The organism is Paenibacillus sp. IITD108 (assembly GCF_036541265.1).
In the GTDB taxonomy this organism is placed as follows: domain Bacteria; phylum Bacillota; class Bacilli; order Paenibacillales; family Paenibacillaceae; genus Pristimantibacillus.
This window is the reverse complement of the sequence record NZ_JAZHCT010000001.1, coordinates 215,340-236,801: the sequence shown is the minus strand read 5'-3', so window position 1 is coordinate 236,801 and position 21,462 is coordinate 215,340. Positions and strand designations below refer to the sequence as shown.

At 44.6% G+C, this 21,462-nt stretch carries 17 protein-coding genes; 14 read left to right on the top strand and 3 right to left on the bottom strand.

The features are described 5' to 3' along the window. Nucleotides 1-369: 369 nt before the first annotated feature. The gene (locus V1L65_RS01005; protein ID WP_331697180.1) at nt 370-1,173 is read right to left on the bottom strand and encodes a DUF817 domain-containing protein; all 804 of its coding nucleotides are present in this window, start codon (nt 1,171-1,173) and stop codon (nt 370-372) included. Nucleotides 1,174-1,245: 72 nt separating this feature from the next. Here V1L65_RS01005 and V1L65_RS01000 point away from each other — a divergent pair, with 72 nt between their 5' ends. Genes V1L65_RS01000 through V1L65_RS00990 form a run of 3 tightly spaced genes read left to right on the top strand, consistent with a single transcriptional unit; the run spans nt 1,246 to nt 3,832 of the window. After that, a complete protein-coding gene (locus V1L65_RS01000; RefSeq protein WP_331697179.1) occupies nt 1,246-2,244 on the top strand; it encodes an ABC transporter ATP-binding protein in 999 nt (332 codons plus the stop codon). Further along, on the top strand, nt 2,241-3,044 hold the full coding sequence (locus V1L65_RS00995) for an ABC transporter permease (RefSeq protein ID WP_331697178.1): 804 nt from the start codon (nt 2,241-2,243) through the stop codon (nt 3,042-3,044). The genes V1L65_RS01000 and V1L65_RS00995 overlap by 4 nt, the downstream gene beginning before the upstream one ends. A 5-nt stretch (nt 3,045-3,049) precedes the next feature. Next, nucleotides 3,050-3,832, top strand: coding sequence for an ABC transporter permease (locus V1L65_RS00990; protein ID WP_331697177.1), 783 nt, complete (start codon nt 3,050-3,052; stop codon nt 3,830-3,832). A gap of 11 nt (nt 3,833-3,843) precedes the next feature. Here the strand turns inward: V1L65_RS00990 and V1L65_RS00985 are convergent, their stop codons facing one another. Further along, nucleotides 3,844-4,623: an alpha/beta fold hydrolase gene (locus V1L65_RS00985; protein ID WP_331697176.1), complete on the bottom strand. Its 780-nt coding sequence runs from the start codon at nt 4,621-4,623 to the stop codon at nt 3,844-3,846. 315 nt (nt 4,624-4,938) lie between these two features. Between V1L65_RS00985 and V1L65_RS00980 the strand changes: the two genes are divergently transcribed. Next, nucleotides 4,939-5,901 carry an aldolase catalytic domain-containing protein gene (locus V1L65_RS00980; protein WP_331697175.1) on the top strand — a complete coding sequence of 321 codons (963 nt, stop codon included), beginning with the start codon at nt 4,939-4,941 and terminating at the stop codon, nt 5,899-5,901. 663 nt (nt 5,902-6,564) lie between these two features. On the opposite strand, the gene V1L65_RS00975 is transcribed toward V1L65_RS00980, so the two are convergent. After that, nucleotides 6,565-7,950, bottom strand: a complete 1,386-nt coding sequence (locus V1L65_RS00975) for a Glu/Leu/Phe/Val family dehydrogenase (protein WP_331697174.1) — start codon at nt 7,948-7,950, stop codon at nt 6,565-6,567. Between the two features lie 271 nt (nt 7,951-8,221). On the opposite strand from V1L65_RS00975, the gene V1L65_RS00970 reads away from it, so the two are divergent. The 10 genes from V1L65_RS00970 to V1L65_RS00925 all read left to right on the top strand — a co-directional run bounded on the left by V1L65_RS00970 (nt 8,222) and on the right by V1L65_RS00925 (nt 21,460). Then, on the top strand, nt 8,222-9,526 hold the full coding sequence (locus V1L65_RS00970) for a hypothetical protein (RefSeq protein ID WP_331697173.1): 1,305 nt from the start codon (nt 8,222-8,224) through the stop codon (nt 9,524-9,526). A 203-nt stretch (nt 9,527-9,729) separates the two neighbouring features. Beyond that, the gene (locus V1L65_RS00965) at nt 9,730-10,746 is read left to right on the top strand and encodes an NAD-dependent epimerase/dehydratase family protein (RefSeq protein ID WP_331697172.1); all 1,017 of its coding nucleotides are present in this window, start codon (nt 9,730-9,732) and stop codon (nt 10,744-10,746) included. Beyond that, nucleotides 10,746-11,810, top strand: a complete 1,065-nt coding sequence (locus V1L65_RS00960; RefSeq protein ID WP_331697171.1) for a dihydrodipicolinate synthase family protein — start codon at nt 10,746-10,748, stop codon at nt 11,808-11,810. Before V1L65_RS00965 ends, V1L65_RS00960 begins: the two co-directional genes overlap by 1 nt. Nucleotides 11,811-11,829: 19 nt before the next feature. Next, nucleotides 11,830-12,513, top strand: a complete 684-nt coding sequence (gene sdaAB, locus V1L65_RS00955; RefSeq protein ID WP_331697170.1) for an L-serine ammonia-lyase, iron-sulfur-dependent subunit beta — start codon at nt 11,830-11,832, stop codon at nt 12,511-12,513. After that, nucleotides 12,510-13,394, top strand: coding sequence for an L-serine ammonia-lyase, iron-sulfur-dependent, subunit alpha (gene sdaAA / locus V1L65_RS00950; protein WP_331697169.1), 885 nt, complete (start codon nt 12,510-12,512; stop codon nt 13,392-13,394). Before sdaAB ends, sdaAA begins: the two co-directional genes overlap by 4 nt. Before the next feature lies 1 nt (nt 13,395). Beyond that, entirely contained in the window at nt 13,396-14,586 is a 1,191-nt protein-coding gene (locus V1L65_RS00945; RefSeq protein WP_331697168.1) for a M20 metallopeptidase family protein, read from the top strand. Between the two features lie 1,000 nt (nt 14,587-15,586). Next, on the top strand, nt 15,587-17,218 hold the full coding sequence (locus tag V1L65_RS00940) for an extracellular solute-binding protein (protein WP_331697167.1): 1,632 nt from the start codon (nt 15,587-15,589) through the stop codon (nt 17,216-17,218). Nucleotides 17,219-17,383: 165 nt separating this feature from the next. Beyond that, nucleotides 17,384-18,289 (top strand): ABC transporter permease, encoded by a 906-nt coding sequence (locus V1L65_RS00935; RefSeq protein ID WP_331697329.1) that lies wholly within the window; start codon nt 17,384-17,386, stop codon nt 18,287-18,289. Then, a complete protein-coding gene (locus V1L65_RS00930) occupies nt 18,283-19,146 on the top strand; it encodes a carbohydrate ABC transporter permease (protein WP_331697166.1) in 864 nt (287 codons plus the stop codon). The genes V1L65_RS00935 and V1L65_RS00930 overlap by 7 nt, the downstream gene beginning before the upstream one ends. 61 nt (nt 19,147-19,207) lie before the next feature. Further along, complete coding sequence (locus V1L65_RS00925; protein ID WP_331697165.1) at nt 19,208-21,460, top strand: helix-turn-helix transcriptional regulator; 2,253 nt, start codon at nt 19,208-19,210, stop codon at nt 21,458-21,460. The last annotated feature ends 2 nt before the right edge of the window (nt 21,461-21,462 follow it).

The window sequence follows — 21,462 nt, the reverse complement described above, 5'->3', positions numbered from 1 at the left end:
AAAAGAAACCGTTTCTTGGTAAAATGGAAGTGTGACCCACCATTTACGTAAGGAACGGTTTCTTTATATATTCAATATACCCTGGATCAACTTTATCTGCCAATGGACTTGGAGGACGACATTCCTCCCCATCACTCCTTTTTGTCGTTGCCCAATTTAAAAATAACTATTGCACAGCATGCACCAACTATGGTAATATTTGAAGTCCGTTACGACTTACCCAAAATATAAGAATAATAAGATTACAGCTTAGATTTGCCTCTTATATTTCACCGAGAAACGAAGGCGTCCTCAGGCAAGGACATGCAGCGTTTCCATTCGCCCTCACCGCAACACAATTGCATGTATTACAGCACGCGTTGTCCTTTCCTATGGCTGCTGCTTGTTTCGACTTGCTTTCACTACTTTAAGCTGGGCAACGATGATTACGCTAATGATAACAAGCAGAAACCACGAGCTCAATTTACCAAATCCAACAATTTTCCAAACGACCTGCTGATCGGGATATTGCCAGGCACCTAGAAAGGTTGCAATATTTTCAGCCAGCCAAATGAAAAAGCCAACCAGTAAAAAAGCTAGCGTAAGCGGCATAGTGTAAGTTCTATGTCTAACCGTATAGTATATTTTTGTTTTCCAAAAAACGATAAATACGAGCGCTGTCAGCCACCAACGAAAATCCGCTATAAAATGATGCGTAAAAAAATTGAAGTAAATCGCAGCGCCCAGTGAGCCGGCAATCACTAAGCCCGGCCAGCCCGTCATGTCCATTTTTAATCTGCGCCATACTTGGCACATAAAGCTGGCAACGCTAGCGTACATAAAGCCGCTATACAAAGGGACACCATACAGCTTGGTTAGCGCCGGTTCCGGATAAGCCCAGGAGCCCATATGCACCTTGTACAGTTCCAGCATAAGGCCGATGATATGAAACACGCAAATGACCTTTAGCTCATCCACCGTTTCAAGTCCGCTGATAACCATGAGCAGCTGGACAGCCAGCAGGACGAGCAGTATAAGATCATAGCGAGCGATAAAGGGCAGGTCAATCCATTTGGAGACTGCCAAGGTGCCGAATATAGCGACTGGAAAAATACAGCTCATCGCTTGGTGGTAGCCAAAATGAAGCAGCTGCGTGAAAGCAGTGCCAAACTGAAATTGCTTGGAAACAGCCATAAAATAATATGCTCCATTCCTTAGAAGTTATGAAAGTAGTGTATCACATAATACGAGATAGGAGAGCAGTTTATGAGTAATGTCATTCGTCTGGAAGGAATTACAAAAAGTTTTAAAGTCGCACAGCGGTCCGCAGGGATGAAGGAAGCAGTCAAGGCGCTGTTTCATCGGCAGTACAAAATAGTAGAAGCGCTTAAAAATATTTCGTTTACGGTGCAGGAAGGAGAAATTGTCGGTTATATCGGCCCTAACGGGGCAGGAAAATCTACGACTATAAAAGTGATGAGCGGCATATTGGTTCCAGACAGTGGAAGCTGCAGTATTTTGGGCTGTACGCCATGGCAGGACAGGGTGCAGTACGTGGGGCAAATCGGGGCAGTCTTTGGCCAGAGATCGCAGCTGTGGTGGGATGTTCCGGTTATTGATTCATTCGAGCTGCTGCGCGATATATATCGTATTCCGCACTCGATGTACCGCAGTAATTTAACGATGCTGACAGAGCGTTTGGGGCTTGCGGAGCTGCTTCATACGCCAGTCCGCCAGCTAAGCCTTGGGCAGCGGATGCGCTGCGAAATTGCGGCATCCTTGCTTCATAGTCCGCGGATTTTATTTCTCGATGAACCTACGATCGGCCTTGACGCTGTCAGCAAGCTAGCCGTCAGGTCATTTATTAAACAGCTCAATGAGGAGACTGGTGTTACCGTCATTCTAACGACTCATGATATGAGCGATATTGAAGCGCTGGCTCATCGTATTATAATGATCGGCAAAGGAACGCTGCTTTACGATGGGACATTAGAGCGGCTGCGTCATACTTACGGCTCAGAGCGAGTAGTAACCGTTGATTTTATCAACAGAGTGCCGGATAGTTTGGAGCCGGTTGATCTTAATGGTGCTAGCCGGCTGATGTGGTCGAGGGAACGCGCGATGTACGCCTTTAACGCAGAGAAGGCAACGCTGGCCCAGCTTATTAATCAGCTGTCCGATAAGGTTGAAGTCGTTGATGTCGCCGTTGAAGCCAAGCAGATCGATGAGTTAATTATTAAGCTGTATGAGGAACATAAAATATGAATAAATATATGGCGGTTTGGAGATTAACCTTTTTAAATGGTTTGCAATATCGCACAGCTGCGCTCGCCGGGCTATCGACACAGCTATTTTTCGGCTTTATATTTATTATGATTTTTTCGGCCTTTTATAGCAGTACATCAGCAGCTCAGCCAATGAGCTGGAATGAGCTCGTAAATTATATATGGCTGCAGCAGATTTTTTTGTCATTTGTCATGCTTTGGTTCCGTGATCCTGCGTTGTTCGAGCTAATTACAAGCGGCAATATCGCATATGAGCTTTGCCGTCCGGCACATCTGTACCCATTATGGTATATGAAGCTGCTTGCCCAAAGAATAGCGAGCGCACTGCTCCGATGCATTCCCATTATGCTTATCGTATTTGTATTGCCGGCGCATTACAGGATGACTCTTCCGCCCTCAGCCTTGCAGCTGCTCGTATTTATCATTGCGTTGTTTACTGGGCTATTGCTCATTGTAGCGATTTCGATGCTGATTTATATTTCTGTATTTTGGACCTTGAATCCGGTCGGCTCGATTTTGCTGTTTGCCGTAGGCGGCGAATTTTTTGCGGGTCTGGTCATACCGGTTCCGCTTATGCCAGCCTGGCTGAGGGAAATAACGTATTTTTTACCGTTTCGCTGGACAACCGATTTCCCGTTTCGCGTGTACTCCGGGCATATCCCTGTTCTGGAAGCGTGGCTTGGCATAGCTATTCAGCTGGTTTGGCTGCTCCTGCTTGTAACAGCTGGCTATATGCTCATGAAAAAAGCACTTAAGCAAATCGTTATACAAGGAGGATAGCTGCAATGAACTTATATTTTAAATATTTGGCCATTCATTTTAAATCGCAGCTGCAATATCGGACCTCATTCCTGCTGCTTTGCATCGGCCAGTTTTTTATTCCGTTTACTGTTTTTGCCGGCATGTATTTTCTATTTGAGCGTTTTGGACAGCTGCAGGGCTGGAGCTTCTATGAGGTGGCATTATGCTTTGCGGTTATTCATTTGGCTTTTTCGCTGGGAGAATGCTTCTGCCGCGGCTTCGACGCCTTTTCCAGCCTCGTTGCGGGCGGCGGCTTTGATCGGCTGCTTGTACGGCCGCGCGGTACGGTTGTACAGGTGCTGGGCTCGAAGTTTGAATTCACTAGATTTGGCCGCCTGCTGCAAAGCATAGTTGTATTGATATGGGCGCTGAGCGGCTTGCCCATTGCTTGGAGTGTTATTAAAATAGCAACGCTCATCAGCATGGTAGTAAATGGCGTATTTATTTTTGCGGGTATTTTTATCATTATGGCAACGTTTTGCTTCTGGACGATTCAGGGACTGGAGGTAGCTAACGTGTTTACCGACGGGGGGCGAGAGATGGCGCAGTATCCGCTAAATATTTATGAGAAGTGGGTGACAAAATGGTTTACCTTTATCATCCCATTTGGCGCTGTTAGCTACTTGCCGCTTATGTATTTACTGGATAAGCAGGAAGGCAGCGAGCTGCTTGCTTTGCTGCTGCCTTTTGCAGGCCTGCTGTTTTTAATTCCGTGCTTGCTTATATGGCGCTTTGGCGTCAAGCATTACCGTTCCACAGGATCATAGCATGCCGGTGCTCAAATAGCTAAAAGCTCAGGAGAAAGCGGCTTATGGTCAAGCCATTGGTCGATGGTGCTGTTGAATAGCTGCGGATTGGCTAGCGATATGCCGTGGCCGATATTTGGAAAGATGATGCCAGTGCAGTCATTGCCGCTTTTAACGAGCGCCTCGGCTGATTGCCGCATCATCTTTTTTTCGAGCATGCCTACGGTTACAAGAATTTTTGCGGTTGACTTCTCAAATCCATTCGGAATGCTGAAGCTCATATTTTCCTGCATAACGCTAAGCAGATTATTCAGCTGAGTGTGCTTGCTTTCTTGATAATACAGCTCGAATTGATGAGATGGTATGTACAGCTCTTTAGCTTGAAGCTTGGCAAAAAATTTGCTGCGAGTAAGCGGCAAGCTTAACGCAAGCATCGGCTTAAGCCAAAGTTTGGCGGAAGGCATTGGCTTTACGAGCGCGCTGTTAATAATGGCATAGTGGATAAGATTTGGCTCTTGCGCCAGCATTTCGACTAAAACCTGGGCACCGAGCGAAAAACCGGTAACAATGACTGTTTTTCCGCCAGCCAGCTGCTTGATCAAGCGATTAATGACAGCCGCGCTTCCGGCTATAGAAAACGGCTCTGCGGACTGGCTTTTGCCTTGTGCGGGCAAGTCTGGAACGATACAGTGAAACGATTTGCTGAAGTGCTTGACCTGTTCCTCCCACATATAGCCGCTCACGCCTCCACCATGCAAAAACACGAACATTGGATCGGCGGGATTGCCAAATTGCTCATAAAATAAAGTCAAAGTATCAACCTCCTACCGTAATTGTACTATAAACAAGCTTAAAGAAGCTGTTTCAAAATATAAGAAAGTATACGTTACTACCTTATTCCTTTTCTTATAATTGACCGGTAAACGCGCTTGCCCAAGGACGGCGAAGCCGTTTATCCTTGAAATATAGGAAAGTATATGTTTTTCTTACTTTTTATCTCCTATATTTTATCATCCAGTGTTTAACTTTTTTTGCTTTGCGTTCCGCCATTATTTCAAGTATGATGGATTACAAGCGTTTACGGCTTTAATAATGGACTTTTGTTCAGATCGAAGGAGTTAAGTTACATGTCATCGAAAACTAATCATTGTAAAATTGTCGATTGTACAATTCGTGACGGAGGACTCGTCAATAATTGGGACTTCAGTGTTGAGTTTGTTCAGCATTTGTACAATAGCCTGAATGAAGCTGGCGTAGATTATATGGAGATTGGCTATAAAAACTCGCCGAAGCTTTTGAAGGGTGCGGAAGATGCAGGCCCTTGGCGTTTTCTAAATGATGATTTCTTGAAAAAAGTCATTCCTAACAAAGGCAATACGAAGCTGTCTGCACTTGTAGATATCGGCCGTGTAGATGAGAGCGATATTTTGCCGCGCAGCGAAAGCATGATCGATCTTATTCGTGTAGCTTGCTACATACAAGATGTTGATAAAGCGCTTGAGCTTGTGCAGGTGTTCCATGATCGCGGTTATGAGACGACGCTTAACATAATGGCATTATCTAACGTTATGGAAAACCAGCTAGTAGAAGCTTTCCAGCAAATTGCTGATAGCGTAGTTGATGTTGTCTATGTAGTAGACTCGTACGGCAGCTTGAAGCCAAGCGACATGACTTATCTTGTTAGAAAATTTAAAGAGCATTTGCCTAATAAGCGTTTAGGCGTTCATGCTCATAACAATATGCAGCTGGCCTTTGCGAACACGCTAATTGCTGCTGAAGAAGGAGTAGAGCTGCTTGATGCTTCCGTATACGGCATGGGCCGTGCTGCCGGCAACTGCAATACGGAGCTGCTAGTAGCCGAGCTGAAAAATACGAAGTACAATGTACGTCCAGTGCTGGATATGATCGAGAAATTTATGATTCCTCTTCGTGAAAAAGAAGAGTGGGGCTATATTATTCCTTACATGATTACAGGTATTTTGGACGAGCATCCGCGCTCTGCTATGGCGCTGCGCAACTCGCCTGACAAGGATAAAGCGGTTGAATTTTACGATCGCTTGACTACGCCAGAGGTAGTAGTTCGCAAGTAAAGAAAGTATGCAATCAAAGACACGTAATTAAATTGCTGCAGAAGCTACCGTGGCATTTAGAGCGCACAGAACATGTCTGTGCGCTTTAATGCTGATTTAAGACAAATCGATTAAACAAGTTTGGAACCGAGATGCGGAAGTGTCCGTCTTTGTGCGCCAATTGTGGTAGCTAAGTGCATTTTGTGCATTGCGCCAACTGTAGTTTTTCTTACAGATCCAGTCGGCGTCACGTTGAAACAGCACAATGCAATGTATATGAAATTTCATATACATTACACAGAAAAGCCCCGAAAAACACAATTGTATATGAAAAACCATACATAATCGGCCGCCGCCAGCTCCAAACAGCTCAATGTATATGAAATTTCATATACATTACGCAGAAAAGCCCCGAAAAACACAAATGTATATGAAAAACCATACAGAATCGACCATCACCAGGTCCAAACGGCTAAATGTATATGAATAATCATGTTCATTACACAGGTGCACAAGATTCTATCCGCAGAAAAAAAATCGCCTATTTCACCTGTAGAAACAGGCGAGATAGGCGATTTTTTTCAGGCTGCTATAAATAAAGCCCGGGAAACGGGGCTTTTCTGACATCTTCAGACCGCTGCAAACGGTCTTTGGTCTAGGTCTGATGCGAATGTAGCCAGTAAATTAGAACAGCTTCCCTTGGCGATATAACGCTGTGGACAGCTTCATGACGGCATGCTTGAAGCAGTTTTGGCGCAGTGCCAACTGGCTGGCGAAGAAAGCTGGCAGTATGCTGTTCATCGTTTTTTGCATTTTGGCATATAGCAGCTTGTAAACTTCCTCTTCGCTATAAAACTGCGTCTCCCTGCCTTGCAGCCATTCGAAATAGGATACGATAACGCCGCCGGCATTGGCTAAAATATCCGGAATGATAATGGTGCCTTTGCTCGCCAGCGCCTCATCCGCCTCACCCGTAACCGGGGCGTTCGCGCCTTCAACGATTAAGCGAGCCTGGACTTTATCGACGTTGTCCTTGTGCAGCTGATCCTGTAGTGCAGCCAAAAACAATACGTCTACATCCAAATAAAGCACAGCTTCCCGATCAAGTATTTCTGCTGAAACACCAAGCTCCTGCAGCTCCTCGGCCGTAGTCGGCAAATCACCCATATGACGCGAGGAATACTCAAGCAGAGTTGGAATCGGCAACCCTTCTGCGCTGTACAATGTCACATTGCGGTCGCTTACTGCTACTACCTTGCCATTGATATAAGGACAACGGTAAGCTTCCATCGCAGCAGCGGCGCCAACATTGCCGAAGCCCTGTACGGCCATCGTAAGAGGGCGCGGACGATCGGCAAGCTGCAGCAGGGAGGAAGCAAAAGAACCGGACGAGGCCGTAAGTGTATCACGCTGATCCTTCAGAAAATCATGCAGCATATAGCGGAAAGTAAAATACACGCCTTTGCCTGTTGCCTCTCTTCTTCCGAGCGAACCTCCGCTTATGATGCTTTTACCAGTAAAGCTGCCGAGATAGGGCTTGCCTGGATTAATGCTTTTATATTCGGACATCATCCAGTCCATCTCGCGCTCGCCGCTGCCCATATCAGGAGCGGGAATGTCTTTATCAGGACCGAGTATGTCGTTAAAGTATTGCACATATTTTTTGCAAATTAAGTTAAGCTCTTTCTCGGTGTAATGACGAGGATTAATAATAATGCCGCCTTTACCGCCGCCAAAAGGAACTTCATGCAATGCGTTTTTTAGTGTCATAAGCGCTGCCAGATTCGTAACTTCCTGCTCATTGACCGACTCGTGAAAACGTACGCCGCCCTTGTAGGGGCCGAGTGTATCGTTATGTTGAATGCGATAGGCCGGAATACGCTTCAAATCGCCATTTTCAAGCGGAATGCGCAAAAACGCTTTATGTACTTTATTTGGCGTAGACAGTATTGCTGCGAGGGACTGAAAAGCCTGTTCCCGGTGGTGTCCCGTCATGTTGGGGAGAAAGGATGCGTCTCCCATAAGAGCCTGAAGCGATTGCTGAACGATTTCATCTGTTTGACTTGCCATAAGCGAAAAATCCCCCTTGTTGTTAAGTATTGATTTTTGCAAAAGTGGTAAGAAAAGCAGCTAGCTATTAGTAAAGCTTATAGTAAGTATAACATAGTTTATTAAAATATAAGAAAGTATACGTTTTTGAAACCTTATATCTGTTCTTATATTTTATCGGTAAACGCGCCTGTCCCAAAGGACGGCGGAGCCGTTTATCCTTATCCATTATTGTTCTTTTGCTCATCCTTTAGTACACTGTAGCTGAATATTAGAAAGAGGGAGAGCTGTCATGCAAATAAAAATAGGAATTATTGGAGCCAGGCACGCCGTCGATAAGCTGCTAAAGACGATAATCGCATTTCCGACATTTGCGCCTGTTTCTGCCTACGCCAAAAATGATGAAGAGCTGCTCGTCATTGCAGAGCGAATGAAGGATGAGGTGGAGGTGCTGCTGCTATTTGGCGCGCAATCGCATCGCAAGGTGAAAGAGAAGCTGCAGCTGGCGATTCCCGTTCATTATGTTCCGCTGACGGGTGCCGGATTGTACAGAACATTGTTCAACGCCCTGCAGGCAAACAAGCTCTCCGGCGGCATATCGGTTGATACATTGACCAAATCTATGGTGATGAGCGCTTTAAAGGAGCTGGGCTTGGAGCAATTGCCTGTCTATGTGTATAAAGGCCCCGCGCATGATTCGCACGAGCATCTGTTTCAGTTTCATTACGAGCATGCGCAAAAAGGCGCTTGCACGATCGCTATTTCCGGCGATGAGAAGGTTGTCCGCCAGCTTGCAGAAGCCGGTGTAGCCAGCCAGTGGCTTATTCCTTCGGAGCAGGACATGACAGTAGCGCTCGAGCGCGCGCTTTTGTCGACAGAATCAAGACGCAGCAAGGAATCGCAAATCGTTGTCGGCATGATTAACGTGGATGAATTCGGCAAGCTTGTGATGAAGCGCAGCAATGAGCATGAGGTGCAGAAGCTGAAGCTGGAAATTCATCGCATGGTGCTTGATTATGTTGAATCGCTGGATGGATATTTGACGACGCTCGGCGGAGATGAGTATTTGTTTTTTACAACCCGCGGCATTTTTGAACGCGAAACAGGCGGCTACAAAAACATTCCGCTTGCCAAGGAAGCGAGCCAGGCGCACGGCTTATCGCTTAGCTTTGGAGTCGGCTTTGGCACTTCCGCGAATGAGGCAGGCACTAATGCGAGATCTGCGCTGCGCAAATCCAAGGACGCCGGGGGCAACGCATGCTTTATCGTGCGTGAGGATTTAACATGGATCGGTCCGCTGGAGATGGCAGATCCCGTTCAAACTGTACTTGCTCCGACGGATGCGGAGCTTATTAAACGTGCCGAGGAAGCGGGAATGACGAATGCTTATTTAAGCAAGCTGCTTGCTAATATGGCACGATTCGGCAAGTATGAATATAAAGTTCATGAGCTTGCAGCATTGCTCAATATTACGGTGAGAAGCAGTCATCGCTTATTGCAGCTTTGGATTGATAATGGACTGGTAGATATATCCGGGATGGAGAAGGTGCCGCGCGGAAGACCGCGTCAAGTATTCAGATTTTCTTTTCTCGAATAATAAAATCGTCTTGCCCTACTAGCAAATGGTTTGTCTCGCCTGGCATAAATCAGCAGGTTTGCCCGAATAGAGCAAACTGTTCTTTCTTGTAAAAAAGTTGAAGTTTTTTCCATCCATTTAAAGACGATTTAAAGATTTGTCTTTATATATGTCCTATCGTTATGATAGAAATGAAAGAAAGCTGAAGGAGGAGAAAATAGAAAATGAGAACAGTTGAAGAACTAGAAGCGAAGCTGGCGACGCCATCGGAAGCGCTTATTAAAGATTTGGCCGGTGTTGAAGGCGATATTATGATATTGGGTGTAGGCGGCAAGATGGGTCCTAGCCTTGCAAGATTAGCAGTTAACGCTATACGTGAAGGCAGCTTGAACAAAAGAGTTATCGGTGTTTCACGCTTTTCCAGCCAGGAAGCTAGAAATGAATTGGAAGCAGCTGGAGTAGAAACTATTACTTGCGATTTGCTTAACGATGAAGAATTGAATGCGCTGCCAGAGGTAGCGAATATTATATATATGGCAGGCAATAAATTCGGCACGACTGGCCGCGAGCATTTTACTTGGGCGATGAATACGTATTTGCCAGGCCGCGTTGCGGAAAAATTTAAAAACTCGCGTATCGTCGTTTTTTCATCCGGCAATATTTATCCGTTTATGAATTATGGCAGCGGCGGCGCGAACGAATCTGTAGCTCCTGAACCGATTGGTGAATATGCGCAGTCGACGCTTGGACGCGAAAGAATTTTTGAATATCATGGCCGCAAAAATGAAACGCCAATGCTATTTTACCGTTTGAACTATGCGATCGATATGCGTTACGGCGTATTGCTTGAGGTTGCAAAAGCTGTACATGAAGGACGTCCTATTAATTTGGCAATGGGGCATGCCAACGTAATTTGGCAGGGAGATGCGAATTCCATGGCGCTGCGCTGTCTGGCGCATTGCTCGAATCCGCCGGAGCTTATGAATATTACAGGCCCGGAAACATTGTCGATCCGCTGGGCGGCACAGCAGTTTGCGAAGCGTATGGGCAAGGAAGCGATTTTTGAAGGAACGGAATCAGAGCTGGCATTGCTAAATAATGCTTCCAAGTCTCATCAAATATTTGGCTATCCGGAAGTATCCTTGCTGCAGATGATCGATTGGATTACTGAGTGGGTTGAGAACGACGGTGCAACTTGGGATAAACCGACAGGCTTCCAAGAAAGAAAGGGGAAATTCTAATGCAAGCAACACTTTCTGCAGAAATGCTGGCAGCGCTGCACGACGGAATCGTCATTCCGGCGCATCCGCTCGCCTTGGATGAAAACCGCAAGCTGGATGAACGCTATCAAAGAGCGCTGAGTCGTTATTATCTGGCTTCTGGCGCAGGTGGAATCGCAGTGGGCGTGCATTCCACACAATTTGAAATTAGAGACAAAGAGCATGATCTGTTCGAGACGGTGCTTGGAATGGCAGCTGAGGAGCGCGCCAAGGCTAAGCTGGATCATCCGTTTATTATGGTAGCCGGCATTTGCGGCCCTACTGAGCAGGCTCTTAATGAAGTGAAGATTGCGCTTAAGCATGGCTATGATGCGGCCCTGTTAAGCATGGGCGGTCTAACGGATTGGACAGAGGAAGCTATTCTTGAACGCACGAAGCAAGTAGCTGCGCAAATTCCGGTTATTGGCTTCTATTTGCAGCCATCTGTCGGAGGACGTATTTTCACTTATGATTTCTGGCGGAGATTCGCCGATATTGAGAATGTTGTTGCGATCAAAATGGCGCCGTTCAACCGTTACCAAACGATCGATGTTGTACGCGCTGTATGCAACTCCAGCCGCAGAGATCAAATCGCGCTTTACACGGGTAATGACGACAATATCGTTGCCGACCTGTTCACAAACTACCGCTTCCAAGTAGACGGAGCAGCTGTCGAAAAAAGAATCGTAGGCGGCCTGCTTGGCCATTGGGCAGTGTGGACGAATAAGGCGGTTGAAATGCTTGAGCAAATTAAAAAAGCCCGCCAGCTTGGCTCTATTGAAACGAAATGGCTCACGACTAATATAGAGGTAACAGATTGCAACGCTGCTTTCTTTGATCCAGCACATGCATTCAGCGGCTGTATTCCGGGCATACATGAAGTATTGCGCAGACAAGGCTTGCTCAAGGGAACTTGGTGCTTGAATCCTCATGAGCAGCTGTCGCCTGGACAATCTGAAGAAATTGATCGTGTCTACCGCGATTACCCGCATTTGAACGATGATTCATTTGTGGCTGCACATCTTCAGCAATGGCTTGAGGATTAATTATTTGGGAGGCTAGGACATGAGGTTCAAGGATGTATTCTCCATTATCGGTCCCAGCATGGTTGGACCTTCAAGCTCCCATACTGCAGGCGCAGTCAGGCTTGGAAGAACCGCCAGGCAATTGCTGGGCGAGCTGCCGGAGCGTGCAGACATCGTTCTTTACGGCTCATTTGCTGATACGTATAAAGGGCATGGCACTGATCTTGCATTAGTTGCAGGCTTGCTAGACTTTGATACCGACGACCCCCGTGTGCGCAGATCGCTCAATATTAGCGAGGAAATTGGCATGGAAGTCTCATTTAGTACAGCGGTGAAGCCTGGGGTTCATCCTAATACAGCTTCCATTACAGCATATCGGCAAGGCAAAAGCATTAAAATGACAGGCTGCTCTATCGGCGGAGGAAATATCGAAGTCATCGGAATCGATGACTTCGATATTAAATTTACTGCAGCCTATCCAACCTTAATTATTTTTCATCAGGATCGCTCTGGCATCATTTCGGACGTAACGAGCAAGCTGAAAGAAGCTAACGCAAATATAGGATTTATGGAAGTAGACCGAAAATCTCGCAGCGGCGCTGTATTAACTGTGATTGAATGCGATGGGCAATTACCGCAAACAATTAGAGAGGATATCGCGTCTATTTCGAATGTGCAGCAAGTGCGCTTAATTGATCTGACAGCAAAAGAGGGGATCGAATGAGATTTTCCAGTTTAAGGCAGCTTGAGCAGCTTTGTGCCGAAGAAAGTCTGACTATGGGCCAATTAATGATAATGGAACAGGCAGCAGAATCGGGCAAGGAAAAGGCTGATATTATAAAGCAAATGGCCAATTATTACGAAGTGATGAAGGAAGCTGTCCATAAAGGCATCAATGAAGACACAACTTCCCGCAGCGGGCTTGTCGGAGGAGATGCGAAGCGGGTTCATGAGCTTAAAACAAACGGCAATACAGCGCTTGGTGAAGAAGCCAGCACTGCACTTGCTTATGCGCTGGCGGTATCTGAAGTGAACGCTTCAATGGGAAGAGTGATTGCAACGCCTACTGCTGGCTCCTGCGGCATTATCCCAGGTGTTTTTGTAAGCGCGCAGCAGCGCTATGGCTGGTCAGATGAGCATATGGTAACCGGACTGTTCAGCGCAGGTGCGATCGGATTTGTTATTGCCAATCAATCCTTCGTTTCCGGTGCCGAGGGAGGCTGTCAGGCTGAAGTTGGCTCAGCGATCGCCATGGCTGCGGGAGCATTGACAGAGCTGCGTGGCGGTACGGTCAATCAGGCGATACATGCTGTTGGGCTGGCGCTTAAAAATTCGCTGGGATTAATTTGTGATCCTGTTGGCGGGCTCGTGGAAATTCCATGTATCGTACGAAACGGCTTCGGAGCAGTAACCGCGATGACAGCTTCGGACATGGCGATGGCAGGCGTACGCAGCGTGATCCCTTCTGACGAGGTCATTGATGTGATGCGTGATGTAGGCAACGCCATGCCAGAAAAATATAGAGAAACGGCAAAAGGCGGATTGGCGGCGACGCCAACGGGTAAAACCATTATGAAGCGGCTTTATGGAAAGGAGATACAATAGTATGTCTTTTGACGTTATAAAGCAGCAAGCGGTGGCCATGCAGGAGGAGCTCGTAGCATTTCGCCGCGAGCTGCACTTGTTTCCAGAGCTAAGCCTGCAGGAAAGTGAAACATCCCGTAAAGTAAAGCAAGAGCTCGAACAAATCGGCGCAATCATTAAAACCGATCCTGATGGGTTCGGTTTTATTGCTGAATTTAAAGGCGAGGAAGCTGGTCCGGTTATTGCGCTGCGCGCTGATATGGACGCGCTGCCGATCGAAGAAGAGACAGCGGTTCCTTTTGCTTCAAAAAATAAAGGAGTTATGCATGCTTGCGGCCATGATGGCCATACTGCCATGCTGCTGGGTGCGGCAAAGATTATTGCCAAGCAATCATTTAAAGGTACGATTCGCTTGCTGTTTCAAGCGGCGGAAGAAATTAATGCAGGCGCCAAATCATTAATCGCTGCTGGAGCGCTTGACGGTGTTAGCGAAATTTATGGACTGCACAATTTGCCGACACTGCCTGCTGGGATGGCTGCTACAAGAAGCGGTTCTTTAATGGGATCTGTCGATCGGATCGAGATAAAACTGGAGGGCAAGGGAGGACATGGCGCTATACCTGATCAAAGCATTGATCCCGTAGTAGCCGCCTCTGCTATCGTTATGGGACTCCAAACGATTGTAAGCAGAGAAATATCACCGTTTCAGCCAGTTGTCGTTACAATCGGCAGTATACAATCGGGTATTGCCAACAATGTTATTCCTCATTATGCAGAGATGACAGGCACAATTAGAACATTTGATCCAGCTGTGCAGGCGGGGATGCATAAACGTATTGAAAGAATTGTAAAGCAAATTGCAGCAAGCTATCGCTGCGAAGCAAATTTGAAATATATTTCGCAAACACCTGTCCTGGTTAATCACGAGCAGCCGCTAGAGCATATGGAGACTGTCATCGACGAAGTTATTGGGCGTAATAATCGTGTTGAAGCAGCACCGACGCTGGCGGGGGAAGATTTTTCAGTTTATTTGCAATCGGTTCCCGGCTGTTTCTTCTGGCTCGGCGCCGGTCCAGCCGAGAATGCTGATCAAGCATTCGGGCTTCATCACCCGAAGTATAACTTGAATGAGGATTGCTTGGCGCACGGAACTGCTTTACTCGCAGCAATTGCGCTGCAGCGGCTGGCCGAGCTTGGCGGCTATAAGCTATAGAACTGGCGTTGCCGCTGTTGGTTCAATGAAATGTTTAACCACCGAAGTACGAATGTTATATAAGAAAAGGATACTAAGGATGCTATTGCGCATCCTTTTTTTGATTTCTGTGCGAGTCTCAGCTAATTATGAGCTCATTTTGAAAACTAACAGTTCGCAGAAAAATACTAATGAGCAGAAATCCGATACGCCCCAATATCTAACGATTTCGCAGAAGTGCCTCGCATAATGGGAGTCCAGAGGTCTAGCTTCTAACGGTTGCCACTTGCGCTATTTCGATGAAATTAGCTCATTTAAACTTGTAACGGTTGCCTTGAGGGTTATTGCGTCCTTTTCTGAAGAAATAAGTAGTTTATTGGGGATTTAAGCTCGATAGTAACCGTTAGAAAATATAATATGCGATTTTAGCGAGAATAGCCTTTGTAGCAACCGTTAGAGTCAAACATTACTCACCAGCTGGTCAGTCGTTCCGTTATTACATCCAAAATCGCAGTTTTGAGGCAGCAAAATGACAGTCGTTCCGTTAATGATCCATAAATCGCAGAAGAAGTCTCAATTATTACCGAATAGCGGAACGTGTGACCAGCTCGATTCAATTTTGCGCAACTGTAAAAAATTTACGTTTGCGAGGATTATCTTTCCGAAATATGATGGATGCAGAAGCTGCTTCTAAGAATCGAAACGATGCATGGAGCATGCGATATAAAAAGCAGCATCATCCATATATTGCAAGGACAGAGCTGTTATTTCAAGGTAAGCTGTAATTAGCTGAAAAATAATAAATAATAATTATGGTTTTCTACTAGTTTAGCAAATTCCACACGCTTTAAACCCTTGATACTGCTGGCTTTTCACGGAATGTCATCCCTTTTTGAGGCGAAAAAGAATAGCCTGTGAAAACGCTATCTTTACGTTTTTGGATGCGGAATCTACAATTCGAATTAGCCGATCTGAACGGCCGGCTGACGAAATAATTGAATACAAATAGGGAGGAAATGACATGTCAAGAAAGATCATCAGCGTCTTGCTCGTACTTGTGCTAGCGGTTACAATGCTGGCGGCATGCGGCGGGAAAAACAATGAAGGAGAGGGAGGCAAAGCAAGCTCCACACCTCCAGCATCACCTTCAGCCCAGCCATCCGATAAGGTCGAAGAGACAGATAACAGCGACCAGTATGGTGACACAGGCGGTATCAAGCTTCCAATCGTTGACAAGCCTACTACTCTTACATGGATGCTTGTAAGCGACAACCCTGTAAATGACAAAATGATTGTAAAAGAAATCGAAAAACGCACAGGTATTAAACTAGACATTCAAGCGTATTCATCTGCTACTTACCAAGATAAATTAAGAATGACAGTAGCTTCCGGCAAGCTTCCAGACATTTTCCACGGTCTTAAGCGTGCTGAGCTTAACAAAATCGGACAACAAAATGCTGTAGTTGCGATCAATGATTACTTGGATCAGCTGCCTAACTTCAAGCGCCTGTACGTAGATGAGAACCCTTGGGTAATCAAATCCTACGGCGATGAAAAGGGCAATATCTACACTTGGCCGATCTACAATATGAACCGTGACGTAAACCACGGCTTGATGTTCCGTAAAGATATTCTAGATAAGCACAACATCAAGGAGTGGACAAACACAGAAGAGTTTTATCAAGTGTTGAAGCAGCTGAAAGAGCTGTATCCAGACTCTTACCCAATGGCTTCTAAAACAAAGGAATATATTTTCAGAGACTTGGCTTACGGATGGGGAATTGGCGGTACAGCTTACCCAGTCTACTATGATGAGTCCTCCAAAGAGTGGAAATTCGCAGCAACTACGCCTGAACATAAAGATATGCTTGATTTTATGAAAAAGCTGTATGACGAAGGCTTGCTTGACCCTGAATTTATTACAGACACACCAGATTCCTGGACTTCCAAAATGACTTCCGGCAAATCATTTGTAACTTGGGATTGGATCGGCCGCTTGGATCTGTTCTACAACCAGATCAGCTCCGAAAATCCTGATTACAACCTGCGTTATGCTAACCCAATTGGACCTACAGGCAATATCCGTACGCTTCCTAAGGTTGATGCAGAGTGGGGCATTACTGTAGCCAACAATGCTAATAAAGAAGTAGCGCTTAAATTGCTTGATTACCTAACAAGCCCATCAGGCGCTGCGTTGGTAACGCTAGGTGTTGAAGGCGAAACATTTAATTTCGATGCAAACGGCAAACCGGTTTACCCTGAGCTTACAGATGTGCCTCTTGTAGACATTAAAGTGCTTGAGGACCGTTACGGCCTATGGCTTGAAGGCATGTATCTTGCTCCAGACAGACGAAGCGTTTACTACAACTTCACTGAAAAAGAGCAGGAAGCACAAGACAAAATGCTTGCAGGCAACAAATTTGAAGTGCTTGATCCTGTACTGAACTTCAGCGAGGATGAGCTGAGTGCAATTGCTGAATTGCAGTCTACAATTGAAAAAGAGTCGAATGCATTCAATGCGAACTATGTGCTTAAAAAATCATTCGGTGAAAAAGAGTGGAATGAGTGGATTAAAAACGCTGAAAAGCTTGGCGCTAACAAAATTGTAGAAATTTACAACAATGCTCAAAAGCGTTATGACGCTGCTAACTAAGCGCTTCATTATTTCTCTTAAAGTACAAATCATAGCATAATGATTGGCACTTGGAGACGAACCATTTCCGAGTGCCATTCCTTATACTTTCAGGAGGGAAGAGACTTGCCGCAACTCAACAGTGAATTTACAGTAGAGGTAAGCAAAAAATCATCCAGCAGTCGATTGGCAAAAACGTGGAAGCATATTAAACGCGATCGGCAGCTTCTAATTCTCTTTATTCCCTGCATAGCTTTTTACTTATTATTCCGCTACGGACCGCTATACGGATTGATTATTGCATTCAAGGATTATAGTGTTTTTCAAGGCATAATAGGCAGTGAATGGGTTGGATTGAAGCATTTTGTCAAGTTTTTCTCCAGCAATGATTTCTTTCTTTTATTTAAAAATACGTTGCTGCTTGGATTATTTACACTAATTTTCGGCTTTCCAGTTCCGATTATATTGGCAGTTCTTATTAACGAAGTTCGCACAAGATGGTTCAAAAAGTCTGTACAAACGTTAACGTATTTGCCGTCATTTTTGTCGGTAGTTATTATAAGCAGTATGATTATTGACTTTCTGTCTCCAGGCAACGGTATTATCAATAAACTGATTGCTGCGCTCGGCTTTGAAAAAATTTATTTTCTTATTATGCCAGAGTGGTTCCGTACTATTTATGTAGCATCGGATATTTGGGCGACGATGGGGTATGAAGCCATTATTTACTTGGCAGCTATCGCGGGCATAAGCCCGACTTTATACGAAGCAGCCAAGGTTGATGGCAGTACAAGATTGCGCAGTATGTGGTATATTACGATTCCGAGCATTTTACCGACTATTCTAATTATGTTTATTTTGAAAACTGGCTCTATGATTCGTATCGGCTATGAAAAAGTTCTGCTTCTTTATACGCCGCCAACATATGAGGTTGCGGATGTATTTTCAACCTTCGTATACCGCAAAGGGTTGTTGGAATCCAACTATAGCTATGCGTCCGCCGTCGGTTTGTTTGAAGCTTTAATCGCAATGGTCATGCTTCTAACGGCTAACCTAATTAGCAGAAGGCTTGGAGGTCGAGGACTATGGTAGGAGAAAGAAGATTCAGCCTGTTTTCTTTAATTAATACAGTTATACTTCTAGCTATTGCTGCAATAACGGTTTATCCGTTTTTGTATATTACGTCCGTTTCCTTGAGTGAGACTGCGCAAGTTGTGCAAGGAAAGGTGACGCTTCTGCCTAAGGGAATTAACTTTGGAGCTTATGCAGAGGTGCTGAAAGATGTTAAAATTCCAAGAGCGTATTTGAATACGGTGTTCTATACAGCACTAGGCACATTTATTAACCTGCTGTTTACGTCAATAGCAGCATACCCGCTATCCAAACCTGATTTTATTTGGAGAAAATATTGGATGATGGGTATCGTGCTTACGATGTTTTTAAACCCGGGGATTATTCCCAACTTTCTTATTGTAAAAGAACTGGGCCTTTATAACACGTTTTGGGCGCTTGTTATCCCAAATGCGATTTGGACGATGGAGCTTATTATTTTGAAAAGCTTTTACGAAAATATGTCCTCGCAGGTACGTGAAGCGGCCATTATTGATGGCGCTTCTGAATTTCGGATTTTGTTCAATATCGTTATTCCATTGTCGAAGCCTGCGCTTGCTTCAATCGGGCTCTTTTACTTTATGGGGCATTGGAACAGCTTCTTTATCCCGATGATTTATTTGCAGGACAGCCATCTGTTCCCGCTGCAGGTCGTGCTTCGAGATATGCTTATTTTTAGCGAGGGCAATAATTCCGGACTTGTCGATGCCGCTGCGCTGGCGCCGCAGGCGAAGAAAAATGCTACGATTGTACTTTCTATGATTCCAGTGCTTATGATTTATCCATTTGCTCAAAAATATTTTGCGCAAGGGGTCATGCTTGGTTCAGAGAAGGGCTAAAGTGATGGATATAGAGTAGAATAGTTGGATACACAGCATGAGAGAAACGGAGGACGCGGAGATGAAACAGCTTTTTACAAATAGAGGGATTTTTCAAGTACTGCTTGCTTTTTTATTAGTGATCTCCATCATGTCCGTATCCAACTATATCGTCTATAGAAATTCCATTTCCGGTATTTATGATAAAATGGCGCAGGTGAACACGCTTGCTGTCCAAAATATGATTCAAACCTTCGATAATAATTTCCGGACGATCTACAATATGATTCACACCATTCATGGCATGCCGTTTGAAAATATGGAGTATGAAAACAGCACGCAGATCGATATGAGCCGCGTTTATAGCTTGCAGGATCAAATTTCCAATCTGATTAATTCAACAGATTATATAGAAGAAGCTATTGTTTTTTATGATGATATTGATCTTGCGATCACTTCAAGAGGAACGAGCAGCTTCTCGCATTTGTTTAACGAGAAATACAAGCATAATGTATATAATGCCAGCTATTGGCGCAGCTACATGAAAACACGTAATTCATTGCGTGTTTTTCCTAGCGAAATGTTCACCATATCCACTTCTACGAATGTGCAGCAAGGAAAGCGCAATCTCATGATCGTAACAGGCGGCAATAAAGTAAAGATGTCGAATAAAAATATTATATTGCTTATTAATGAAGCCGATTTTATGAAAGACGTGCAGCAAAACCTGCTTATTCCAGGCAGCTCGCTTGTCGTGCTGGACCAGGATCGCAGAGTCATAGCGGACACGGGGTCAGACTGGAATATTCAAGAGCTGTTTGATAAAGCGCTTTTGGGCGCGGCAAAAGAAGCAAGCGTGACCAAAGAAAACTATGAGTATCATCTATTTAAGTCGGATTATAACGGTTATATTTATATCGAAAAGCTGCCTTATCAATTTCAAAATATCGAATCTGTTACATCAGCCAATCGGATCATTATGATCATTTCGATTTTAAGTGCCATTATGCTTTCTATATTGTTGAGCGTTTATTTGAATAAGCCAATAAAAAATATTTTGAAGCAATTTGGCACCAGCAATAGCCGAGGCAATGATTTTGTGAAAATTCATAGCGGTATTATAAAAATGCAGCATGAGGTAGAGCAGTATCGGAATCAGATTGCCGAGGTGGATGAGCATATTCAAAGAACGATATTGCTGCGCAGCTTCGACGAATATGACCAGAAGGTTATAGATGACGGTTTAATGCAGCTGTACGTACCTGGTTTCTTTAAGTTAAAGCATTTTCTCGTAATATCTATCCATGTCGAAAAAAATCCAGGCAGCGAGGAGAGTCAGCTTGCTGCAGATGCAATAGCCCAAATGCTTACCCAAGCTTTACCTGCCAATAAGCTGGCAATGGATGTTGTGTATGAAAAAGATTTTCGTTATTTGGCTGTTATTGGCTTAGACCAGCCTACAGATCGTGAGCCATTCATTAAACAGCTTGCACGTATTTTGGGCCAGCTCGAAAAAAATGAACTTTCTAACTATACGCTATGGGCCAGTGTAAGCCGCAATTATTTATCTGAGGTGGACAATTGCAAAAAAGCATTCGGCGATGTAAAGCTGGATATGCAGTTCCGCCATGTAAGGGAAAACGCGAATGTTATTGATGTTGAGAAGATCCGCTATCAGTGGATGGTATATAATCCTTTTGAGCAGATTGAAAAGCTTTCCAATTTTTTATTAAATGGTAAACTGAAGGAAAGCAAGGATGTTATTTCCGAAATTATTGAAGAGAATCGCAACCGTAACATTAATTATCATCAATTTATCCATCTGGCCAAATCGATGTTTTACTCGATGCTGAAGCACGTTGACAGTCTGCCTAACGACACACAGGAGCTGCTGCAAATTGAGCAGAAATTTCTTGAGAGCCTGACAATTACTAATAATTACGTAGTTATTGAACAGGAGCTGTATAAAGTGGCTAAGCTTGTTGCAAAGCAAAGCAAGCAGGAAACAGCTAATAAGCTGAATCCTTCATTTATTTCCCAATATATTGAGCTGCATTATATGGAAAATTTATATTTGGACGATATCGCTGAAGTTACAGAAACATCGCCTAAATATTTTTCGAGCTACTTTAAAAGAACATTTGGTGTTAACTATGTGGAATATTTGAATAAAGTCAGGCTTTCACATGCAAGAGAGCTGCTGAAGGATACGAATTTGACGATTGCGGAAATTGGAGAAAAAACAGGCTATTTGAATTCCTCCACTTTTACTACTACCTTCAAAAAGTATTTTGGCATTTCACCAAGCGAATATAGAAAACAGTGCAACAGCTGAGC